This window comes from Catenibacillus scindens (assembly GCF_014202115.1).
GTDB classification, from domain to species: Bacteria; Bacillota; Clostridia; order Lachnospirales; family Lachnospiraceae; genus Catenibacillus; species Catenibacillus scindens.
Genome location: NZ_JACHFW010000017.1, coordinates 50,684 through 74,234, shown reverse-complemented (window position 1 = coordinate 74,234; position 23,551 = coordinate 50,684). Strand labels below are relative to the sequence as shown.

Here is a 23,551-nt window from a genome sequence, read left to right as displayed (position 1 = left end):
ATTATACAGCAAGAGAAGCATTTCGGCTTGTATTTACTACAAAATATATGAACTTTTCAAGGTGCTATAGACAGGCTTTTGACCCCAATATCATTTTATCTTTCTATTATGTATTAAATTAACTGTAAACAGTGATATTGTGAACATTGGTTTCTTTTTTAGCAAGAACAATGGTTTCTTCTGAAGAAATGTAATTACCAGTGATCCATGAAATCCCCGCAAGACTAAAAAAACATATCCTTCTGACGTATCTATCAATCCAGCCTTCTCACCCTGTACATAGAAAAAAAATAAGTCCTTGATACAAGCAAAAGAATGTTATCTTCCGCTCTAACCAGAGACTTATTTCTATTGTTAAGGGTATTCGGAAAACTGCATATTTTTCTCCCTGCCATATTTGTAAAAACAAGACAGGATCCTGCGGTTTTATTCTTCATGCAAGTAACTTCATATCTGTCAGATCTTGACACGCAAGAAAATCCCTCCTTCGCATGTTCGTCAGTTTCCGGATATTCGTCCAGTTCACCGTCTTTCCCTCTTTTTGTAGCCGGTCCACCGCCCAGCTGGCTTCCCTGGCCCAGTATTCCTCCTGTGTTTCCTGATACCGTTCAATCTCCTTCCTGCATAATGGAAGGTACACGGAAATCCGTTTGCTGGGAAGCCCCAAAAGTGTTTCTACCGCATGTACCGTTATCTTTTTCGGACGTGTTTCCCCATTGCCCCACAGCTTCCGGATTGCCTCCTTCACTGCGGGCAGCGTCTCCCGGTCGATCGTTTCCCAATCGTATCCCGGGATCCCGCCCTTCTTTTTTTCCCGGGTGTTCTTCTGACGCTTCTTATAACGTCCTTCTCCGATGCTCTTTACCGTATCATAGGGAGCGTTCAGCCGTTTTGCGATCTCCGGGTATTGTAACCCCTGTTCCCGTAACCGGCGGACTGTTTCGTCAAAATCCTGTTCCTGTGTTCGCTCCGGCAGTGTCCGGTTCACCAGCTGGGGGACCGTAACCCCCAAAAACATCCCCATTAAACAGATCTCATAGGGATGATACCGGTATCCGTTCAGGATCTTCTGCATCTTCCATTCTTCCGTAAACCGGTTCCCTTCCAGCTCCCTGTAAAACTCCAAAAAGTCTTCCCGGAAGCGTGCCATATTCCGCTGTTCTCCCCGGACAGAGCGGTAGGGGGTCCCGCCCATCCGGGCATGTAGGAACTCCCCGGCCTCCACTCTGGATTCCCTGTCCAGATCTGCCAGGAAAACCTGCGCGACATATTCCGCCACACGGTATTCTGTCGCATTCCCCCATGGGATCCCCGGCTGCGCCTCCCCGATCTCCGTTTCCGCGCAAACCAGATCTGGCCGGTTCCTTCCTACCACCGGGACCCCGCTTGCTTCCAACCGGCAGTGATGGAACACGCAGACGGAAAGCTCCGGGATCTGGTGGAGCCTGTGCCAATAGGTTTCCCCGTATTGTTCCCGGTCTGCCCTGGCGCATTCCGGACAGTATCGCAGGCAGCGGTTCGGCTTCTGTTTCGGCATCGCCAGCAGGTTCCTGTGGTTCCCCCGCATGTGAACCAGCGCGTCAAACGCTTGTTGCCTGCGTTCCCATGGGAGAAATCTTCCGTAATACGGGAACATCGTATGCCGCTCGATCATCTCCCCCCAGCAAAGGTCCCGGGTCATTGCCTCCACGGCCTGTGCCGTATACCGGTTGACAAACTCCGGGTCCGGCCGGGCGCCGGGCCGTTCCAGGAGTTCCTCCGCCGCAAACGTATATCTCAGATAACCGGATCTGGCCGAATACCGGGCCAGCAGGCTGTACACCAGTTCGTCCGGATAAAAGGATGGAAATTGCACAATCATACAGCCACCTCCTCAATGGGGATCTGTTCCCGAAACAGGCGGACCACGTCCAGCCCTTCCCTCCTTGCCCGGTCCGCCATCTGTTCCAGGCTGTGTGCCGGTACTTCTTCTCCCGGTTTTTCTGCCGCACCTGCCATTTCCAGCGTATTCTCTTCCTTCTTCTTTCTGGAAGTCTGTCTGCCCTGTGCCGGGCGGATGTAATCGTGCATCAGCCCCATACGCTGCTGGTATGCCTGACGCAAAGTTTCCAGATCCAGCACTTCCCGCCCGGTCAGAATGGCGATCTCCTGGGCATCATGGAGCAGCGACACCACCACCGACAGGATCCCCCCGCTGTGTTCATACAGCCACTCCAAAATGGCGGGCGTGATCTCCGCTTTCTCTTTTACATACTGATAACGGAACAGGGTCTCACACAGTTCCCGGAACCCCTCATCGTACCCCATGGGGCCGTACTGTAACCCCAAAGACCGTCTTGCCAGCTGCATGGCGGACTCAAAAAACGGCATACATTCCGGGGTTCCCACCATACAGATGCTGATGCCGGAGTTGTTAATCAGCTGAGTCAATGCCCCGATCAGGCTTTTCCCGCTGCGGCTGTTCACTACGTTCTGGATCTCATCCACCACCAGCAGCCCGATGTGGTTCAATGCCGCCTGGCTGACCGACCCGATCAGCATATCGGTGGTGGCACGGGAGCGCAGCGCGGTCTCATAGTAACGGCTGTCCAGCGCTTCGTCGATCTTCCGTAAGATTTCCAGCAGCATCCCTTTCACCGAACTGTCAAAGGGGCACTGCGCCGTGATGCACGGGACCACCCTGGTATACGGTTCCTGTACCTCAAGGATCCGGTTCCCGGCGATCAGGGAAATCGCGCGGCTGATGGCGCTGGATTTCCCGATTCCGGAGGTCCCGATGACGGTAAAGCTGTCGGAGCCTCCCAGGATCCCCCGGTATTCCTGTCCATGGGCACCTTTCGCGTTTTCATTCCGCTGCTCCACGGCCAGCTTCGTCCCCTTCTTCTGCAAGGAACGGATCATGGCCAGGTACAGCTTGCTGTAGATCTCCGCCGACATCCGGGAGGGTACATAGACCCGGTACAGGTCGGACAGCCCCAGCAGACGGGCCGCCGGATCTTTTTCCCGGATTTCTCCTGTGTACGCCGGCAGGTCTGCCAGCTCCTGTTTCAGCTGCTCACCGGAAAGCATGGGCGGCAGCGCACGCAGCATCTGGGTCGTATCAGGCATCTTGTTTTCCCCCTTTCCAATAGTCCCTGTGGGTGCGGTTCTGTTCCTTTCTCCGGTTTTCCCGGATATCCCGGATCTTCGTCTTTCCTCCCCTTGCGGCCGCCGACGCTATGGCTCCGATATGGTCCGCCAGATCAATCTTGGCCTGGATGGTTTCCTCCGCCGCCGCTCTGACCAGCTGCTTTTTCGCTTCCTGCATCCCCTGTACCTCTTCCAGGCTCTTTCCTGCGTACCGGCCTTCGATCAGGTCAAACGGGAGATACCTACCGTCCTCGATCAGCCAGACCATGCTCACATCCTCCGGATTATAAGCGACCGTCACCGTGCCGCCCCGCAGGAAACGGTCCGCAAAGTGTTCATTCTTATACCGCATCCGGTTCACCTTCAGGCCGTACTTGGTAAACCTCCCGGTCACTCTGGGGAAAAGGGTGAGGATCAGGCTTTCCCGGGTAACCGGGATCAGGCTGGCCCCCGGCTGCGTCTTTCCGTAATTCCACACATCGGAAGCATGGGGGCGGATCCCGGCAGCCAGGATCTTTTCCGTATATGGGAAGTTTTCCAGGACACGCCGGGTATTGTAATACAGGATACACCGCAGGATGACTTTCTCGAAATCCTCCATGGTCAGGCAGGCATCCTTCCGGTAGTCATGGGCTCCCCGTTCCTGAAAGTCCGGTTCAATCACCCCTCTCCCTTTGAGATACGGCTTGTAGGACTCCTGGATAAGATCAAAGAACTTTTCCACCGGCCCTTTCAGTTCCGGCCGGTACGCCGGAAGATGCACCAGGGTCACGCCCAGGTCCGCGATCTGCCCGAAGGTCTCGGAAACGTATTCGCTTCCCATATCGGTGACCAGGGTGGCCGGGAGCTGGCCGCAGTCCCATGCGTTCCTTTCTATCTCGATCCCATGTTTCCGGCAGTGTTCCTGTTTATCCGCCAGCACGTTCAGCATCAGGCCACGGAGGCTGTACGTCCCTCCTTCCCAGGACAGCATGTAGCCACAGCAGAGACTGCTGTAAGCGTCCACGCAGGCGGTCAGGATGGGACGCCCCACAAGCCCTCCGGCCTCGTTGACCAGGTAGATATCGCAGACCGTAGCGTCCAGCATGCCGACCCCCACCGCCGGGGCAAACGCCTGTACCCCATCCCCCAGCAAGGGGCGGTGGTTCCTCTGGTAAGCGGACTTTCCGTCTCTGGAAATATACTGCCCCCGCAGGTCCTTGTGTTTCCGGTAAAAGTAGCGGAACTGATGGATGGACGGATACTCCGGAAGCAGCTTTCCGGCGGCATCGCAGTACCGTTCCTTTAACATCTGCGTGTACGCAGTGGAAAGACTGTTTTGGTTCTTCGTGTAGTAGAACCGGTTCAGCGCCCACCGCATGTTTTTCTCGTCCGGTGTCAGCGGCCTCCCCTTCTTCTTCTGGCAGGGGGCCAGGACGCAAGGATCCTGGTACGCCAGGTACTGGCAGAGATAGCTGCGGATCGTCTGCCTGCTGACCTGATGCTGTGCCGCCAGCGCTGCGATCATCCTGCTGCGTTTCCCCTCCTCCGCAAGAAACGGCAGGATCCCGCAATCCAGGTAAACCGCTCATAGGCGGTCTTCTTCCGGTCTGCGTCCAGCTCTTCCATCTTACAGAGGACAATGCCGGTCTGTTCTCTCAGCATCTCCTCTGTACATGGTTCATACCCCTGTAATTCCCCGCCATCCTTCCATACCGGCATCGTACACCGGGTACAGTCAATCACCAGCATCCGACCATCCTGGATTTCCAGTACACGCAGGATCGTTTCATCCCTTTTCCACAAGCTATTTTTCTTCATCAATCACCAGCCCCCAATCTTGTACGCCACGCCTCTGCCAGTACGTCCTGGATACGTCCAGAAGCTTTACGGTTTTCGGTTTTGTCAGATACTTCCGGAATACGCATTCCCGGACAAGCAGCTCCCCATCCGCTTTGATACAGACAAAATCGGACGTGTAGTCTCCCATTTCCAGCCCTTCCAGCCAGACATTACATCGGATCTCTGCGATATCCCCGCGTCCTTCCAGGACAGACAGGTATGTTTTCTGGATATCGTCATAGATGCGGCAGATCTCCCGGCTCTTTTCACTGGTACGTTTTTCACAGCGTCCCTTGTAGTTCTTGTTTCGCATATCCAACACCTCCTCCTTCTGCCCCCGGCCATCTGGCCTTCCCAAAAGCGTCCCCAAAAAGGGAATAAAGCTCCAGCATTTCCCATAAATGTCCCCGAAAAGGGAATGAGGTTCCAACGTTTCCCAAAACGCTCCCGAAAAGGAGATACGTCACCATTTCCCAGAAACGTTCCCGAAAAGGGAACCTGTTCCCACCGCTCCCCCGCAATTTCCCCAAAAAGAAAAGCGCTTCCGGGAGCTTCCCAAAAAGCTTCCCAAAAACGCTTGATTTTTCCCAAAAACAGGATTTCTTATGAATTACTTTTGGGGATTTCTGTACCCATCCCCGAAAAACCTTGATTTTATGCGGGTTACAGCCATCTGCACCGTTTCCCAAAAACACCATTTTCAAAAACCACTATGTCCCGATGCAACCCTGTTTATCCTCCAATGGGTAAAAATCTCTATCCTCCATACCTCTCCCTTCCCCTCCTCATACCACCCCACCCCTCTTGCCGCTTTCCGTAACGGAATTTGGAGCGAAAACTGCTTCAAACCCCGCATTTATGCGGCTTTCCGGACCGGATGGGGGGAACGGAATCCGAACCGGATCCCCGGCTTTCCACCGGATTTCCGACTCGGTTTTTGCTTCTTAAAGAGGATAAAGATTTTTGCCTCAAACAGGATAATCAAGGTTACACCAGAACATGTCCGTTACTCAAACTCAATCGTCGCCGGCGGCTTCCCGGTACAGTCATACAGCACCCGGTTTACCCCTTTGACCTCATTAACAATCCTGTTAGTCACCTTTGCCAAAACCTCCCATGGGATCTGAGCGGACTCAGCGGTCATGAAATCCGAAGTCAGCACTGCCCGAAGGGCAATGGCGTAGTCGTAAGTTCTGAAGTCACCCATAACTCCCACAGAGCGCATATTAGTAAGAGCAGCAAAATACTGGCCCAGATCTTTGTCTACGCCGGCTTTGTGAAGCTCCTCTCTGTAGATGTAGTCTGCGTCCTGGACAATGCGGACTTTTTCCTCAGTAACTTCACCTACAATGCGGACGCCAAGGCCGGGACCGGGGAAAGGCTGTCTGAATACAAGATATTCCGGCATGCCAAGCTCAAGGCCAGCTTTGCGGACTTCGTCCTTGAAAAGCATACGCAGAGGTTCAACAATCTCTTTAAAATCTACAACGTCGGGCAGGCCGCCCACATTGTGGTGGGACTTGATCACAGCGGACTTTCCAAGGCCGCTCTCGATCACATCCGGGTATATAGTTCCCTGAACAAGAAAATCGACAGAACCGATCTTTTTGGCCTCTTCCTCAAAGACACGGATAAATTCTTCTCCGATAATCTTACGCTTTGCTTCAGGGTCGGTAACGCCTTTAAGCTTACTGTAATAACGCTGCTGGGCATTAACCCGGATGAAGTTCAGTTCATATGGACCTTCAGGGCCAAACACTGCTTCTACCTCATCCCCTTCATTTTTTCGGAGAAGTCCGTGGTCAACAAACACGCAGGTCAACTGTTTCCCCACGGCTTTGGATAAAAGGACCGCAGCCACAGAAGAATCAACACCGCCGGAGAGGGCGCACAGCACCTTGCCGTTGCCGATCTTTTCCCTAAGAGACTGAATGGTTGTCTCTACAAAGGAATCCATCTTCCAGTCACCGGCACAGCCACAGACATTGTAGACAAAGTTGGAAAGCATCTTCATGCCCTCTTTTGTATGCATAACTTCCGGATGGAACTGGGTAGCGTAAAGTTTTTTCTCAGGGCAGGCCATTGCCGCCACCGGGCATACGGCTGTATGAGCGGTGATCTTGAAGCCTTCCGGAACCTTGGCAATGTAATCTGTATGACTCATCCAGCAGACCGTATTTTCAGATACGCCCTGAAAAAGAATGTCTAAGGGATCCACTGTCACCTCAGTGTGGCCATACTCGCTCACTGGAGCAGTTTCCACAATGCCGCCCAATGTATAGGCCATAAGCTGGGAACCATAGCAGATTCCAAGAATGGGAACCCCAAGTTCAAAAATCTCTTTTTGATAATGGGGGGATGTTTCATCATAGACACTGTTAGGCCCGCCGGTAAAAATAATTCCTTTAGGATTCAGTGCTTTAATTTCTTCCAGTGACATCGTATAGGGCTTTACTTCACAGTAAACATTACATTCTCTGACACGTCTGGCAATGAGCTGGTTATATTGCCCGCCAAAATCCAAAACAATGATCATTTCATTTTTCACAGAAGTCTCCTCCATTTTTCATAAATGTCTCGTAAGATATTGTGGGCGAAAATATTTGCCCGATAATGCCGAGAATATCCCGCACTTTTCACTGTGGATATCCCCACACTTTACGCCCGCAGATTTCTCCGCCTTTTATGCCTCCCCATCTTTTGAAAAATATCCGGAAGGCAATACTGATGATGTTGAAGTCAAATTAAAATTTAACCTCATGATACCACGGATCGCGACTTGCTATCGCACTCCCGCGTCTTTGCTCCGCTGCGGTCGGCGCTGGACAGGCGCCACTGGCGCCTAGCGCCCTAAAAAGCACCGAAACTCCGCTCATTTTTCTGCGAAAAATGGCTGCTTTTCGGTGTTTTGCGCGCCACAAAGTCATGCTTGCCTGTGCAAGCGCAGCCCGCATGACCTTTTGCCGCTTGCCTCATAATGATTTAAGCCGAAATAATTTAAGCCAACAGCGGTTTAACTCTACTCCATTCTAACATTGTCCGGCACAGAATGCAAGAAAATGCGGTATTTGTCAATAGCACCGGCGAAATCAACTTACTGTTGCACGAAGTAACCAGCCGCATAGCTGAACAGTTATAAAAGTTCAGGGAAGGCTGTGGCTTTTATAAGTCCCAGTCTTCCCTGTTTTCTTAAAATTCCTAACAACTCAGCCTGGAAACTGAACGATTACTAAAATTCCACCTGCTGAATAACATTTTTCAACTGTTCGGCAGAACTGTGAAGCTCCTGATCTTCTTTCTCGCTCAGTGGGATCTCCAGAACGGTTTCCACGCCATTTTTGCCTACAACCGACGGGATACTCAGCGCCAGCCCGGACAGACCGTACTCCCCATCCAGGATAACGGATACCGGAAGAACCGCGTGTTCGTCTTTCACAATACATTCGGCAATGCGGGCCACCGCCATAGCAATGCCATAATATGTAGCGCCCTTGCGCCGTATAATCTCATAGGCGCTGTCACGCACACTCTCGTAAATCCGCCGCATAGATTCCTCGTGCTGGAAATGCCCCCGGATCTCACAGAAATGGTTCAATTCAATACCAGATACATTAGCGCCGCTCCAGACCGCTAACTCGCTGTCCCCGTGTTCACCGATAATAACCGCGTGAACACTGCGGCTGTCCACATCCAGATGCCGTCCCAGATGATATTTCAGACGTGCCGTATCAAGAACAGTTCCAGAACCGATGACTCTCTGGGCCGGATATCCGGAAATACGCCATGCGGCGTAAGTGAGTACATCCACCGGATTGGAGACAATCATAAGTATTCCCTCAAAATCCGTGGCTGTGATCTGGGGAATAATACTTTTTAAAATGGCTACATTTTTTCCGATGAGATCCAGACGGGTCTCCCCTGGCTTCTGGTTGGCGCCTGCCGTGATAATAATCAGAGACGCGTCCGCCGCATCCTTATAGTCTCCAGCATATATATCCATGGCCGCTGTGTAAGGGAGGCCGTGACTTAAATCCAGAGCTTCGCCCTCAGCTTTCTCAGCATTTGCGTCAATAAGTACAAGCTCGGAATAAATTCCCTTTTGCATTAAACTAAAGGCGATGGACGATCCGACAAATCCACAGCCGACAATGGCAACTTTTCTTGGGTTAAGCATATGAATTCTCCTTTCAACATTGTGCTTGTTAATATTATAACAATACTTTACATGTTTACAGGCGATATGTCCATGGTTTTTGCAACAAAATTGCCATTTTCTCCGTTATAGAAAAAAATATCCGTTTTTTCAGGCAGAAATCATGAATTTTTCATAATAACCGTCTCAACGCCATCCGCCACATGCTCGCAGGCGTCCGCGCATTTTTCAAGATAATCGTAGATTTCTCTCCAGGCGATAATATGAAGCGTATCCTTCTCCTCTGAATGGAGCGCCCGCATACTGGAAATAAACATTTTATCCGCCTCTTCCTCCAGTGTGTTAATACGGATAATGCTCTCCTTGAGATTCCTGGAATGTTTAAAATCAGAAAATTCCTGAAGGAGCTTGCAAACCTCCTCACAGCACTGAATCACAATATCCAGCAGGGCAATGGCCTCCGACCGGATAGACGGCACATTGTTAATATAGATCCGGATAAAGACTTCCTCAATCTTATCGGTCACTTCGTCGATGCTGTGACTCAGCGCCACAATATCTTCACGGTCAATTGGTGTGATAAAGGCTTTGGACACCCGGTCTGTAAGCTGGTGTTTCTTATCATCCGCCTCATGTTCGATCTGGTGGATCTTATCCAGCCACTGAGACACATCTTCCAGGCGGTATCCCGACAGCACGTTCCTTAACATATGGGCCGCCCGGCAGGCATCCTCAGCACACGCGGTAAAATTATCAAAATAAAAGGCATCCTGCTTCTTTGACATAAGTATATCCCTCCGTTATTTATCCATAAGGTCTCATAAAGTAACAGTTCAGCCCGCGTCATTCGCAAAGCCGCACTGGCGTGCCTAAAAAAGTAACATAAATATTTTTGCCATGACAAAGCTGATAATACCGCATCCTGGGAAAGTGAAAACCCATGTCAGCATCATTTCTTTGACTACACTGAAATTAATGGCAGAAATCCTCTTCACTGCACCTGCGCCCATAATCGCGCTGGTTTTTGTATGGGTCGTGGATACAGGAATACCAAACAGACTGGAAATCAAAAGACAGGCAGCTCCGGCAAGGTCTGCGGAAAATCCCTGATATCGCTCCAGTTTCACCATATCCATACCTACGGATTTAATGATCTTCTCGCCGCCCACACTGGTTCCCAGCCCCATCACCAGACTGCACAAGAGCATAAGCCAGACCGGAATCTCCATACCCTCCACGGAATTCATTCCGTTGGAAAAGGCAAGGCCAAGGAACAGAACGCCGATAAACTTCTGGCCGTCCTGGGCGCCATGCATAAAGCTCATAGCTGCGGCTCCGGCAATCTGAGCGCCGGCGAAAAAGCGGTTTGCCAGACGCCGTTCCAGGTTCTGGCAGACAATTGTAATTAACTTACAGATGCCCCAGCCAAAAGTAAATCCCATTGCAAGACTGAGAACTAATCCATACAGCACCTTAACCCACTCTGATCCATTAATTCCGCCAATGCCCCCTGGATTGCAATGGCCGCCCCTGAAAGCCCGGCAATAAGGCTGTGACTCTCACTGGTTGGAATCCCCAAAAATGAGGCCCCCACACTGTAAATCACAATGGACAGCAGCGCCGCGCACAGGGCGATGGTCGCCTCATGGGTGTTGCTTCCAAAATCTACCATATTACTGATGGTCGATGCTACCGCACTGTTGATCTGAGTCATAATAAATACCCCAAGGAAATTAAATAGGGCGCTCATCCAGATAGCGGTGCGCACGCCGAGACACCGGGTCGTGACACAGGTGGCGATAGCGTTTGGCGCATCGGTCCACCCGTTGACAAAAATCACGCCCAGTGTAAGTATTATGGCGATTGCCAGAATCGGGCTCGTAGTCATTGCGTTCCAGAAGGATAAAAATGATACATCCATAAGTTTTCTTTCGTCCTTCCTAAATTAATTTTTCAAAATTATCTATGTTATGGACCTTACCTATGACAACGATAATGTCCTCATATTTGAGCCGGTAGTCCGGAGTGACCTCAATGGTTGTATTATTTCCATTTTCAATGGCAATGATGTTAAGACCATATTTTTTGCGTATGCCAATCTCTTCAATACTCTGTCCCGCGAACTTATCAGGGATTTTGATCTGTCGGATCTCTACACTGTTATCCAGGGAAATATACTCCAGGAAATTATTGGACACCAATTTCTTTCCAAGACGCAGCGCCATATCTTTCTCAGGGTAGACCACTTCTGCCCCCAGCTTGCGCAGCACCGCTCCCTGCTCATTGCTCAGTGCTTTGGAAATGACACGAGGCACGCCCAGTTCAATGACACACATTGTTGTGAGAATGCTCACGTCGATCTTTTCTCCGATACACACAACAACAACGTCGCAGTTCTGAACGCCAATCTCCTTTAATGTTTCCATGCTCAGATTATCTGAGACAAAGGCATAGTCTGTATATTGACGCATCTCCTTTACTTTGGCTTCATCTTTATCAATAACAATAACCTCTTTGCCGGCATTGGCCAGGGTTACTGCCAGGGCCATTCCGAAGCGCCCAAGTCCAATAATACCAAAAGAAGCTGCCGCCTGATTTTTCTTTTTCATATTTACACTCTCTCCTTAATTTCCGCGGGCAGCGAGCCAAGGGGACGCGCGAGCGCGTCCATTTGACAAACGCTGCGAAGGACAAATACCTCGCAGCTTACGCTGCGCTAACTATTTTCATGCCCCGTCAGCTTGCTGCGGGGATTTGACTATCCGATGGATATAGGTTCCTCTGTATACTGCACATTAGACTCAGAATGACTGATCCACATAGACACCAGGGTCATTGCCCCCAGTCTTCCCACAAACATTACAAAAATAATGACCAGTTTTGCCGCCCAAGAAAGATCCGGGGTGATGCCGGTGGACAGGCCGACTGTACCGAAAGCGGACACAACCTCAAAGAAAATCTGGATGAAGTCCAGTTTAGGCTCCAGCACACATACTAAAAAGGTAGCGATGCACACGACCGCACCCGAAAGGATCGTGATCAGGCTGGCCTTTGAAATATTAGAATCCGAAATTCCACGGTGAAAAGCACTGGGTTTTCGCTTTGTAAAGACACTTTTTACGGACTGGATCAGCACAAAAAACGTACTTGTCTTAATACCGCCGCCGGTAGATCCCGGTGAGGCACCCACAAACATTAACAGGCACAAAACAAATAGGCCAGCGTTGGTAAAATCACCGATAGAGTATGTGGAAAAACCTGCGGTTCTGGCGGACACACTGTGGAAAAAAGCGCCCATCCAGGAAATGTCTTCCGTAGCTTTCAGCAAAAGCGTACCCGCAAGGAGCAGACCTATTGTTGTAATCACCACAACTTTAGAGTGAAGAGTCCACTTTCTGAAACGTCTGTGCTTAAAAATATCAAGGATCACAAGAAAACCAAGACCGCCAAATATAATCAGGAAGCATGTGGTCAGATTCAGCACAACATTGTCCTGATATGGAATAAGATTCCTCAGACCTCCCAGAATATCAAATCCTGAGTTATTAAAGGCGGCAATGGAATGGAAAATACTGATGCCTACTGCGTGGAGCGGTTCCCAGTCCTGTACAAACACTGTAAAGCTTAAAACAGCTCCCACAAACTCAAAGCCTAAAGTCAAGAAAAGCACTGACTTTACAAGGCGCACGATACCGCCGTAAGTATCAATATTCCAGGCTTCCTTTACAAGACCGCGGCCTCGTATACTAACTCTTCGTCCGGCCGCGATAATAAGGCCCACACCCACACTGGTCACGCCAAGGCCGCCGATCTGAATCAGCACAGCGACAACCCCTTGGCCGAAAGCTGTAAAATGATCGGCCACATCAATGGCGATCAGACCGGTAACGCAGACAGCACTGGTGGATGTAAACAGTGCGTCGATCACCGAAACATGAACGCCGTCCCGCACAGAAAATGGCATGAGCAGCAATAAAGTCCCCGCCAAAATAACGCCGGCAAAACCTGCAGTAATAAACATACCCGGCGTTTTCCAAATATTTATCTTTGTCTTTTTCATTTTTCTTCACCATATTTTTGTAGTTGTTCAGCCCAAAAGCACCCGGCTGAACGATCACGTTTTTTCAGTCTGAAAAGACTGCCTCAAAATTTATATGATGCATAAAATCTCATAACCCCTCACAGCATGGCCGTGCTATGCTGCTGCAAAGATTTTACGGTTGAGTGTCAGGTATTTCTTTTTTCCATCCTTTTCTTTTTGGGAGAACAATTCACGCAGAAAACGTGCCGGGTAATATGCACTGGCCAGGTAATATGCGATGAAAGCCTTTTTTCTCAAAAAAAGCCAGAAGAGCGTATGTAAATCCCACACGCACAGCAAGACGATGGGGGTATTCCTCAGCAGCTTTTCCGGCAGTCTGCGCATGGTCTCTGCCATATTTTTTACCGGACGCGCCTCATCCTCACACTGCACCAGCGGTGTATCCGCCGGCTTGATCCAATATCCATACATTGATCCGCTAAGGACACACTGATGTTCCTCCTGCTGAGAATGGGCTGCCCCCGTACCGGCCAGCAGCAACATCCACAACAGCACGCTAATAAACACAAACTGTGCCCACTGCACAGGATAATTCTTCCCTTGCCTTGCCATTTTCTCCACTCCGCATAAATGCCAAACCATAAGCGTGCCGGAAAACCTGCCGGCTCATGGCAGATCAAATAAGAACTTTCCTGACACGCTTTTATGCATTTATCTAAGAATCCGATGATAATAGTTACAAAATAACATCATTAGTATCATTTGTCAACTTAATTTTATTCTGCGTAAAATTCGTGTAAAATGGCCTTACATTATTTTTACCATATGCTATTACAGATTGCAAGATATAATCTGCATGTATATTTCTTTATAGAAATTAAGTATTTGTCATGCCCCGCAAAATTGATTATAATAAAAGTAAATTCATAACAGTTCAGCCCGCGCCTGCGCCGCGCTGACGCGCTGACCCGCGGCTTACGCCGCTCCTTTGCTCATAATGCGGCGCTCAGTTCATCAGAGATGGGGCGGGCTGATCCTTATGCAAGCATAAATCAGTCCGCCCCGTCCCTGATGGCTGAACTGTTATATAAATTCCGGCCGTATAGCCGAAAAACTTTAGCAAAGGAGGATTTTTATGATTTACAGAGACTTTCAGGATCTTAAACTTTCCGCCCTCGGCATGGGCGCCATGCGTCTCCCTGTTTTTAACAATGATGACGGCAATGTTGATCAGGAGACCGTTGACAAAATGGTGGCCCTGGCTATAGACAAGGGCGTCAACTATTTTGACACTGCCTGGGGATATCATAATGGAACTTCCGAGATAGCGCTGGGTAAATCCCTTTCAAAATATCCCAGGGAATCTTTTTATCTTGCCGATAAGTTTCCCGGTTATGATCTGAGTAATATGGACAAGGTTGAGGAGATTTTCGAGGCCCAGCTCAGGAAGTGCGGCGTGGAATATTTTGATTTCTATCTATTCCACAATGTATGTGATATGAACATTGATGATTACCTGGATCCTTCCCACGGAATTTTCGACTATCTCATGAAACAAAAAGAAAACGGACGTATCCGCCATCTGGGATTTTCCGCCCATGGTGATACCGGTATTATGCAGCGTTTTCTTGACGCCTACGGAGATCACATGGAATTTTGTCAGATCCAGTTAAACTATCTGGACTGGTCCTTCCAGGATGCAAAAGCAAAGGTTGAACTTCTGAAAAAATATAATCTGCCAGTATGGGTTATGGAACCTCTGCGCGGCGGCCGTCTGGCCACTCTCAGTCCTGAGGACGAGGAAAAGCTGAAGGCTCTCCGGCCCGATGAAGGCATCCCGGCCTGGGCATTCCGCTTCCTCCAGACCATTCCTGAAGTAACGGTGATCCTGTCCGGTATGTCCAATATGGAACAGATGGAAGACAATTTACATACCTTTGAAAAAGATCTTCCATTAAATGATACGGAAATGGAAACCCTTCTGGGCATCGCCAACGGTATGCTGGGGAAAAAAATACTCCCATGTACAGCCTGCCACTACTGTACCAGTCATTGTCCGCAGCATCTCGACATTCCACGGCTTCTTGAACTTTACAATGAGCATGTTTTTACCGGCGGCGGTTTCATCGCTCCCATGGCTCTCATGGCAGTTCCCAAGGACCGACAGCCATCAGCCTGTATCGGCTGCAGAAGCTGTGAAGCTGTCTGTCCTCAGCAAATCAAAATTTCTGAGGCTATGGCAGATTTTACGAAAAAACTTCAGGGGTAATCACGTTCCGGAAAAGAAACGCCAGACTGATATTATGTCAACCTGGCATTTCTTTTATGTCACAGTAAATCAACGCTCTATGGTGCCATAGATGGCACCAGGGCGGATTACCGGTCCGCCCTCCTGGCTCCGCAGCGCACACAGAACACTGCGTCTTCCGGTAGAACGGCGCCGCAATTTTGGCACACATTTCTATCATTATTCTCCGATAACCCTTTGCAATTTTTCAGGGTAAGGGGTTTATATTTCACCACCGGATTCATGGCAGACACAATGTCCTCCCGGCTGATCTGACGGTCCGGGCACATAAGCGCTTTTAAATCCAGCGTTTCATCCTGGGTCAGATGGGCGTTGTGGACCATTTTAGTCAGAGCGCCAATCTGTGCCAAACGGCTGTTAAACGTCTGCTCCATAGCGCCGTAGCGGCTTTCAAGCCCGCTTCCCTCCTCAGGAGTATCTGCGGGCATACACCGGGCGCCGCCCTGGGTGATCCAGGCGAAATCTTCCTGATATTTTTCAGCAACCAATCCGGTCATATTATTTTTCAGGGAAGCAAAAAATCCCTTTTTTGCTCCATTTTTCTCATTTATGTATTTGAAATAGGTGATAGCATGATCCAGCACTTTATAATAAGCAGCATTGGCCTGGAAGACATTTTCATAAACATTCCCTTTGACGTTCAGAAAATCCCGGCTCATAGTCTCAAACCAGCGGCTGTATGCCTCATTGGCAAGCCCCAGGAGCCTTCCGGACTGCTCAAGTTCCAGGGCCTCAAACCAGATCTCCGTATATTTTGCCCGGTTTTCCGGACGGTATAAAGCTTTGGAAGAATACATAATCTCCTGGCGGTTCCACACATCGCTCATTGCTCCAACCAGTTGGATGTACAATGGACTGATCTGAGGATTCATCGCCCTGGCAGCATTTTCCAACACATGAATATCCTGCAAAGATCCGCAGGTTTTCTCCATGAGTTTTTCAAAATCCATACATTCCTGCCGCGTCTTTTCTGCAATCTCTTTAGTGTCAAAAACAATGTTCTGCACAGTTCTAAAACGAATATCCCCGCGTTTTAAGCATTCTTCCAGATAAGCCCTATATTTTTCCCATGTCTGGCAGGAACAGTCTTTAAAATCCTCCATCACCTTTCGGATTTCTTCCATATGGCCATTGACGCCCATTCCCTGAAGCCTGTCAAACAGCGCTGTCAAATCCTGTCTTGCCTTTTGAGCCAAATCATTGTCTTCATAGGCCACACCGTCCACCACTCTTTGGCATTCCTCAAGCTTTTCAATAATCTGATCTATAGCACTGATATAATCCTTTGCCGGAATATGACTGTTTTCGCAAAATTCTCCAGTCTCTTTTTTCGCCGCTCTGAGTCCTTCAAGATCTGTGAAATCAATTTTGTCAAGCCGTTCCTCCACCGCCTGTATCTTATATGCTTCCATAAAATCTCCCAGGCCAAAATAAACGGTCATCTGGGAGAGTGACCCTTCCTTGTCCCCATAATGGTCAAACATATAGATATACAGCTCTTTATCAAAGGGATAGGTTTTCACAAGCAAGGCGGCCTGTGGCACTATGTCCTCCGGGCTGACGATCCCCTGGATAATGTTACTAAAAATAACAGGGTAATCTCTCAGCAGATCGTCATCCAGACCTTCCAAAGGCTGATCGGACTCTTCCATGAGAACACGGACAAGGCTCTGATGCATTCCCGCCACAGCGGTATATATGGCGTCCGCCAGGACATTCAGAGGCTTTTCACTGTTAAACATGGCGTTCAGGTTGGGGTACATGTCGGGAGCGATACTGTCCCCTGTGGAAACATACTCCCTGCCCGTGGACCAGTCCACAGGCATTCTCCCAACCACAGGGAGGGCAGAAAACGCGGTATCCAGCCATTTACTCCGATAGTTTTGCTGCCATTGTTTCACAGAAGCGCATAACTGTCCGTTGACAATAATAGACGTATAGGAGTTGGCAATACGGTCACAGGCATTAATCCATATTTCCATGGATAAAATCCCCCATTTTTTAATAAAACGCTGGGTATCATAATTGTAAATATGATTTTTTCCCATAAGATCTATACACCATGTGGCCGCCTGAAGTATATACCCTTCACCCATATTAAACACGTCGGCCACAACCTGATCCATACTGCGGTATTTATTTTTATATTGGCTGACAAACTGGTCTTTAAGCTCCGACGCAATTTTCTCCATCTCAAGGCGCAAACGGATATAATTCTCCTGTCCGTCGCTGACAACAATATTTTCCCCATAAAAATCAAAGGTTCTCATTGCTTATCGCTCCTTTCCTGCGAATCCGACAAACGGCTATAGCCCAGACGGACATCTTCCATCATCCTTGCCATATGTTCCGGAAGGTTTTCAAAAAGATTCTGTCCGCTCATTCCTCTCTTCTCCATGTAAATCTCCCGGATTTCTCTCTTTGCTTCCAGGATCTCCTCTAAAAGTCCCCGGGCAGACAGCCGTCTGGCGCCCTGTCCGAGAATAATAACCTGCTCTGTTCCGTCAGAGGTGGCCACAGTCACATGGTGCTTTTTCCCGATTTCATGTACAGTTTTCTCAATATACTGATCGGCGGTTTCCGCCTCTTTTGTATAAACAATATAGATATTTTTATATTGAAGGATCTCTCCGGGATGGCCTTCCACCCGGTAAGCGTCAAACACAAGAATGACTGTATTTTTCCGGCATCCCTGATAATCACATAAAATATCCGCAAGCTTTGTCCTGGCGCTGTCCATATTACCCTTGGACAGATCATTAAGGTCATCCCATGAAAAAATTATATTATACCCATCCACCAGAAGATATTCCTTTGGCTTGTCAGACATGACTTTTTCATTTTTCTTTTTCGGTGAGCCGCTCTTATCACCAAAGGTTCTGGTTTTCCCGCCACTGTTGGACATCCCCCGTGAAGTCCGGCGAATCGGCCCGTAGGTACGGACAAAAATTTCCTCCAGTTCTTTTTCATCCTCCCAGGAAATATCCGGCACATTTTTAGGGACAGGCTGCGCTTCCCTCTCTGCTTCTTTTCGCCTTTTTCCAAGGCAGCTTGGCAAATGCATATATCCGGTCACCTGATCCCAGGGCACATAAAATCCGGAGCCGTGAGAACAAAAAATCGACCCTGTAGGATTATCTGTATCCGCCTCGCTGTCATAACCTGAAGCTTCTATAACTTCCTGGGTGTTATGGCAGGATTCATAGCCTTTCACCCGGCAGGCAAGACGGCCTCTCCCTTTTGTATACACCGATACCTGAGAATGATACTCCCGCATAAGGGCTACCGGCGCCGTCCCTGTAATACGGGTCATTTCTCCCAAAGTCTCAGGCGGATCGAAACTCCCCTCCATTTTCTGTATATCCGCCAGCGCACGGCCGGTATTTTCTCCGGGTACCTCCAGGGTAAAGGCGTACACCGGCTCTAAAAGGACGCTCTGGGCACTTTTTAATCCCTGGCGGACTGCCCGGTAAGTAGCCTGACGAAAATCACCGCCCTCGGTGTGCTTTAAATGAGCCCGCCCGGACATGAGCGTGATCTTCATATCCGTGATTTCTGCACCTGTCAGCACTCCCACATGGCGTTTTTCTTCCAAGTGAGTCAGTATCAGGCGCTGCCAGTTTTTATCCAGAGTATCCTCTGAGCAGGCTGTGTCAAAGACAAGACCGCTCCCCTCCGGCATAGGTTCCAGGAGCAGATGGACTTCCGCGTAATGGCGCAGAGGCTCAAAATGGCCCACGCCCTCCGCCGGCGAGGCAATTGTTTCTTTATATACAATACTTCCTGAATCAAAATCCACCTCCACGTTATACCGCTGGCGGATCAGACTTTTTAAAATCTCAAGCTGAACCTGTCCCATGGCCTGGGCGTGGATCTCACGGGCAGACTCATTCCACACAATGTGAAGCTCAGGGATCTCTTCCTCCAGCTCCCTGAGACGGCCAAGCATTTCCGGCACGGGAACATTTTCCGGAATACGGATATGATAGGTGAGAGCCGGCTCCATGAGGGGATGGGCGTTCTCAGCCTCGATACCCAGTCCCTGTCCGGCTCTGGTGTGAACCGGACCCGCCACAGCACATATATCCCCGGCGCAGATCTGATTTTCCATTTTAAAGGACGCACCGGAATATACCCTCAGTTGATCGGCTTTTTCAGGCTCCTCGCCCCCGGTATCCATGGACATCTTCACCTTTAGCGTTCCCCCGGTGACTTTTAAATGGGTCAGCCGGGTACCTTTATCATCTCTGGAGATCTTGTAGATTCTGGCGCCAAATTCCTCCGGATAAGCGGGACACTGGGTCCATGCGCCAAGTCCCGTAATCAATTCCCTGACGCCTTCCTGTTTCAGGGCAGATCCAAAATAACATGGAAAAAGATGTCTCTGCTTTATGAGGCGAATCACATCCTCCATCTGTACCTGACCTGTCTCCAGATAGCTGTCCAACATATCCTCATCACATAAAGCCAGCACTTCCAGAAAATCCGCGCTGGAGAAGTCAGCGTCGGAAAAGTCTACACAATGGCTTCCAAACTTTTCACTGACCTGCCTGAAAAGAATGTCCCGGTCAGTACCTCTCTGATCCATTTTATTAATAAATAAAAAAGTAGGGATATGATACCGTTTCAAAAGATTCCAAAGAGTTTCATCATGTCCCCGGATGCCGTCAGCGCCGCTGATGACCAGTATGGCATAATCCAGTACCATAAGAGTGCGCTCCATCTCCGCTCCAAAGTCCTCGTGTCCCGGCGTATCCAGCAACGTCACCGCCTTGTCCTCCACATTCATTCTGGCCTGCTTGGAAAAGATAGTGATTCCCCGCTCTTTTTCCAGAGCCAGTGTATCCAAAAAGGCGTCCCCGTGGTCCACACGCCCCGCCTTGCGTATACTTCCCGTAAGATATAAAAGACTTTCAGCCAGAGTTGTCTTTCCCGCGTCCACATGGGCCAGCAGGCCAACGGTTAAATACTTCGACATTTTTTCTTTCTGTTTTTTATTTGTATGATTTTCGGACGTATTTCCCATAAAAATACCCCTTTCTGCCCTATAATCATAGCACAGAAAGGGGAATAAGTCGATAAATCATTCTAAACTTCCGTTGTCGCCACGCCTGTAGACACTTCTGTTTCTGTATCGTCAGCCTCCTGGACTTTCGACAGGATACGCCGTTTCACGTAATTTTTCCGGGTCAGCAAAATTCCTGCCACCAGAGCGGTAAAGGGGGCGACGGTTACAAGTCCGATACTTCCTACAATGGTGTCCAGAATTTCTGCTGAAACATACTTGTAATTAAGGATATGGTCAATGGGAGTTCCCTGGGCCATAAATACCATAAGCAGACTGATGTAGCCGCCGGAATAGGCCAGAAGAAGAGTTGCGGTCATAGTCCCCATGGCAGCCCGGCCCACGTTCATACCGGATCTGGCGGCTTCCTTCCATCCGATCTCCGGCTTTTTCTCAACAACCTCGTGGATCGCCGACGTGATATCCACAGAGAGATCCATCATTGCGCCGGAGGCACCGATAAAAATACTGCTCATAAAGATGGCTGTAAGATTCAGGTGCTGGAAGCCGCTGTACAATAAGGATTCAGAATCCTGCATCACAGCCCCGTTAATCTTAAACAGATCCGTAAAGATCATACCCAGGATACATGTTGTAAAAATTCCCAGCAATGCCCCAAGAGACGCAGTGACAGTCCGGCGGTCAAAACCGAACACAAAAAAGGTGATCACTGCCGTTAAAAAGACAGTAATACCAATACCGATCCAAACCGGGGAATAACCGTTTAAATAGGCCGGCACAAGGATTTTCCATATGGTCAGTATGGTAATGGCAAAAGAGAAAATGGCAAGGAAGCCGTTTTTCCCCGCTACAAGAATAAGGAGAACAGCAAAAACAACTAAAAGGATCGCTTCTTTATCCAGACGGTAATGGTCGGATATGATCACCGATGCAATCTCACCGTTGTCATGGCTGATCGCCACAAATGCTTTGTCCCCCTCCTTAAAAATCTTGTCTTTTTCCAGGGAACCGCTTAAAAAATTGACACCCTCAATTTCCTGCCCTTTAAATGTCCCATCCTGAATAAGGAGGGTACAGGACTGTTCTCCGGACTGGATCACCCCCGAACTTTTGATGGCTGAATTATCAACCGCTACAACCTCCCCAACAGCTCTTTCCATGCCCTGATAAATCAAAGCATCCTCATAGCCGGTAGGGATGGCTATGAGGATGGCGGTTAAAATCAAACCGATGGCGATAATCAGGAGCATGGATTTCTTTTTTAAGAAAGACATGCTTTTCATTTTTAAACACTCCTGAAATTTCTTTTGATCTGTGAAAGGGAAATTATTCCACTCCGGTTAAGGCTGCCAGTTTGTTGTAAATATCTGTGTTATCATAGTAACCACTGAAATTATCCTGGCCAACACCTTGAGCAAATACTTCTACAGGGAGACCTGTATGGGCGTAGGAACCAAAGTTGATACCGCTCTTATTATTGAGGATATGTGTGATGGTCACTGTCAGAGGTTCATAGCTGCCGTATTTGATATACTCATCCTGGGCAAACTCTTCTTCCTCGCCGGTACGGCTCATAGTTGTGTCATAAGCTTCTCTTAACAGATCATACTCATACTGAGTCATTTCCAGAGTTCCGTCGTTGTTGGACTCAGGATGCATATCCGCGCTGTCTTTCTGCTGAGTTGTGGAAGCGCCCTCCTCAGCCGGAGCCGCAAGGCCAAACAGCTCTGTCACATCCTGCATAACTGTTTCAAAATCTGTCTTATTTTCTTTATATCCGGAAACATAGTCGGAATCAAACTTCGCAAAGGACAGTTTCTGATTATTGAAGTTTGTCAGGAATGTGTCATAGTCTGTTCCCGCGTAACCAATAGTCAGACCGCCGGTCTCATGGTCGCCGGTTACAAGAATCAGTGTCTCATCAGGATGTTCCTCATAAAACTCCACAGCCTTTGCCACAGCGTTGTCAAAGGCGATGGTGTCAGAGATCGTTGCGGCCGCGTCATTGGCATGGCATGCCCAGTCAATCTTTCCGCCTTCAACCATCATGAAGAAACCATTGTCGTTGTCTAACATTTCAATGCCTTTTTCCACATAATCGGCAAGTCCCCACTGGCCTTCCTCAAGATCCATAGCGTAAGGCATGGAATCGCTGTCCGCGAGATGTTCTTCGATAACGATAGTCTTGCCTGTATCTGCTGTCAGAGCCTCTGCCTCTGCCTGTGTTCTCACAACAGTATATCCGGCTTCCTCAGCTAACTGATAAAGATCTGTCTGATCTTCCTCGCTGCCTGTCGGGCTTAAAAGACCGCCGCCGGCAAAATAATCAAAATTGCTCTCGATCAGCTCAAGGCCGATTTCATAGTAGCTGTTTCTGGATGCCTGATGAGCGTAAAAGGCTGCCGGTGTGGCGTGGTTGAGATTAACACTTGTCACTACGCCGATCTTGTAGTCTTTCTGTGCTTTCAGCTTTTCCGCGATGGTTTCATATTCCTGAGAAAAGTCTGTGCTTACATTAATACTTCCGCTCCATGTTTTGTAACCTGTAGCGATAGATGTGGCTGTTGACGCGGAGTCCGGAGCGAAAGAAGTGCTGTCGTATGTCTGAGCGGAACCTGCTACCGGGAACTGCATCATTGTCAGATTATTCTGACTGCTGAGTACCGTCTGATCCTCACCGTCCACATTCACGGTCTGAGCGCCGTCCTGATTGTTGGCGCTGACAAAATAGTTGGTCAACTGGATCTGCGGATAACTCATACCGTCACCGATAAATAAAAACACATATTTCGGCGTCTGCTGTCCCTCTGCAACAACCTCAGTCTCATTAGCGCTGACCTGGGCGGAAGCGTCCTGAACTGTTTCCTGTGTCTGGGCCTGTGTCTGAGCGTCTGTAGAAGCGGCGGTACTGGCCGGCGCTGAACATGCGCTTCCAAGCATACTTAATGACACAGCGGATGTAAGTAAAAGTGCTTTTGTTCTCGTTTTCATATACTCCTCCTGAAATCTTTGGATTCTGCTTCGTTGAAAGCAAAGTTAGTATAACGATTATTTTTATCCTTATCCATCGGA

At 49.1% G+C, this 23,551-nt stretch carries 16 protein-coding genes and 1 pseudogene; 1 reads left to right on the top strand and 16 read right to left on the bottom strand.

What is annotated here, in order from left to right; all coding sequences use genetic code 11:
• Nucleotides 1-433: 433 nt before the first annotated feature.
• The 12 genes and pseudogenes from HNP82_RS15710 to HNP82_RS15660 form a co-directional block, all read right to left on the bottom strand.
• Nucleotides 434-1,861, bottom strand: a complete 1,428-nt coding sequence (locus HNP82_RS15710) for a TniQ family protein (protein WP_183776248.1) — start codon at nucleotides 1,859-1,861, stop codon at nucleotides 434-436.
• Nucleotides 1,858-3,108, bottom strand: a complete 1,251-nt coding sequence (locus tag HNP82_RS15705) for an AAA family ATPase (protein WP_183776246.1) — start codon at nucleotides 3,106-3,108, stop codon at nucleotides 1,858-1,860. Before HNP82_RS15705 ends, HNP82_RS15710 begins: the two co-directional genes overlap by 4 nt.
• Complete coding sequence (locus HNP82_RS15700) at nucleotides 3,101-4,636, bottom strand: transposase family protein (RefSeq protein ID WP_243164813.1); 1,536 nt, start codon at nucleotides 4,634-4,636, stop codon at nucleotides 3,101-3,103. Before HNP82_RS15700 ends, HNP82_RS15705 begins: the two co-directional genes overlap by 8 nt.
• Nucleotides 4,633-4,932 (bottom strand): hypothetical protein, encoded by a 300-nt coding sequence (locus HNP82_RS18150; RefSeq protein ID WP_243164812.1) that lies wholly within the window; start codon nucleotides 4,930-4,932, stop codon nucleotides 4,633-4,635. Before HNP82_RS18150 ends, HNP82_RS15700 begins: the two co-directional genes overlap by 4 nt.
• A complete protein-coding gene (locus HNP82_RS15695) occupies nucleotides 4,916-5,263 on the bottom strand; it encodes a PDDEXK family nuclease (RefSeq protein ID WP_183776244.1) in 348 nt (115 codons plus the stop codon). Before HNP82_RS15695 ends, HNP82_RS18150 begins: the two co-directional genes overlap by 17 nt.
• Before the next feature lie 693 nt (nucleotides 5,264-5,956).
• Nucleotides 5,957-7,498, bottom strand: coding sequence for a glutamine-hydrolyzing GMP synthase (gene guaA, locus HNP82_RS15690; protein WP_183776242.1), 1,542 nt, complete (start codon nucleotides 7,496-7,498; stop codon nucleotides 5,957-5,959).
• Nucleotides 7,499-8,179: 681 nt separating this feature from the next.
• Complete coding sequence (locus tag HNP82_RS15685) at nucleotides 8,180-9,124, bottom strand: L-lactate dehydrogenase (protein WP_183776240.1); 945 nt, start codon at nucleotides 9,122-9,124, stop codon at nucleotides 8,180-8,182.
• A gap of 140 nt (nucleotides 9,125-9,264) precedes the next feature.
• The gene (locus tag HNP82_RS15680) at nucleotides 9,265-9,888 is read right to left on the bottom strand and encodes a DUF47 domain-containing protein (protein ID WP_183776238.1); all 624 of its coding nucleotides are present in this window, start codon (nucleotides 9,886-9,888) and stop codon (nucleotides 9,265-9,267) included.
• Between the two features lie 84 nt (nucleotides 9,889-9,972).
• Nucleotides 9,973-11,024, bottom strand: a pseudogene (locus HNP82_RS18715) (anion permease).
• 19 nt (nucleotides 11,025-11,043) lie between these two features.
• Nucleotides 11,044-11,712, bottom strand: a complete 669-nt coding sequence (locus HNP82_RS15670; RefSeq protein WP_183776237.1) for a potassium channel family protein — start codon at nucleotides 11,710-11,712, stop codon at nucleotides 11,044-11,046.
• A 149-nt stretch (nucleotides 11,713-11,861) separates the two neighbouring features.
• Entirely contained in the window at nucleotides 11,862-13,163 is a 1,302-nt protein-coding gene (locus tag HNP82_RS15665; protein WP_183776235.1) for a TrkH family potassium uptake protein, read from the bottom strand.
• A 135-nt stretch (nucleotides 13,164-13,298) separates the two neighbouring features.
• On the bottom strand, nucleotides 13,299-13,766 hold the full coding sequence (locus HNP82_RS15660; RefSeq protein ID WP_183776234.1) for a hypothetical protein: 468 nt from the start codon (nucleotides 13,764-13,766) through the stop codon (nucleotides 13,299-13,301).
• 514 nt (nucleotides 13,767-14,280) lie between these two features.
• Here HNP82_RS15660 and HNP82_RS15655 point away from each other — a divergent pair.
• The gene (locus HNP82_RS15655) at nucleotides 14,281-15,414 is read left to right on the top strand and encodes an aldo/keto reductase (RefSeq protein WP_183776233.1); all 1,134 of its coding nucleotides are present in this window, start codon (nucleotides 14,281-14,283) and stop codon (nucleotides 15,412-15,414) included.
• Between the two features lie 107 nt (nucleotides 15,415-15,521).
• Here HNP82_RS15655 and HNP82_RS15650 read toward each other — a convergent pair whose 3' ends face one another.
• The 4 genes from HNP82_RS15650 to HNP82_RS15635 form a co-directional block, all read right to left on the bottom strand.
• Nucleotides 15,522-17,723: a zinc ribbon domain-containing protein gene (locus HNP82_RS15650; RefSeq protein WP_183776232.1), complete on the bottom strand. Its 2,202-nt coding sequence runs from the start codon at nucleotides 17,721-17,723 to the stop codon at nucleotides 15,522-15,524.
• Complete coding sequence (locus HNP82_RS15645) at nucleotides 17,720-20,479, bottom strand: NYN domain-containing protein (protein ID WP_408609666.1); 2,760 nt, start codon at nucleotides 20,477-20,479, stop codon at nucleotides 17,720-17,722. Before HNP82_RS15645 ends, HNP82_RS15650 begins: the two co-directional genes overlap by 4 nt.
• A gap of 62 nt (nucleotides 20,480-20,541) precedes the next feature.
• Entirely contained in the window at nucleotides 20,542-21,762 is a 1,221-nt protein-coding gene (locus HNP82_RS15640; protein WP_183776229.1) for a YibE/F family protein, read from the bottom strand.
• 43 nt (nucleotides 21,763-21,805) lie between these two features.
• The gene (locus HNP82_RS15635) at nucleotides 21,806-23,470 is read right to left on the bottom strand and encodes an alkaline phosphatase (protein WP_183776228.1); all 1,665 of its coding nucleotides are present in this window, start codon (nucleotides 23,468-23,470) and stop codon (nucleotides 21,806-21,808) included.
• Nucleotides 23,471-23,551: the final 81 nt, after the last annotated feature.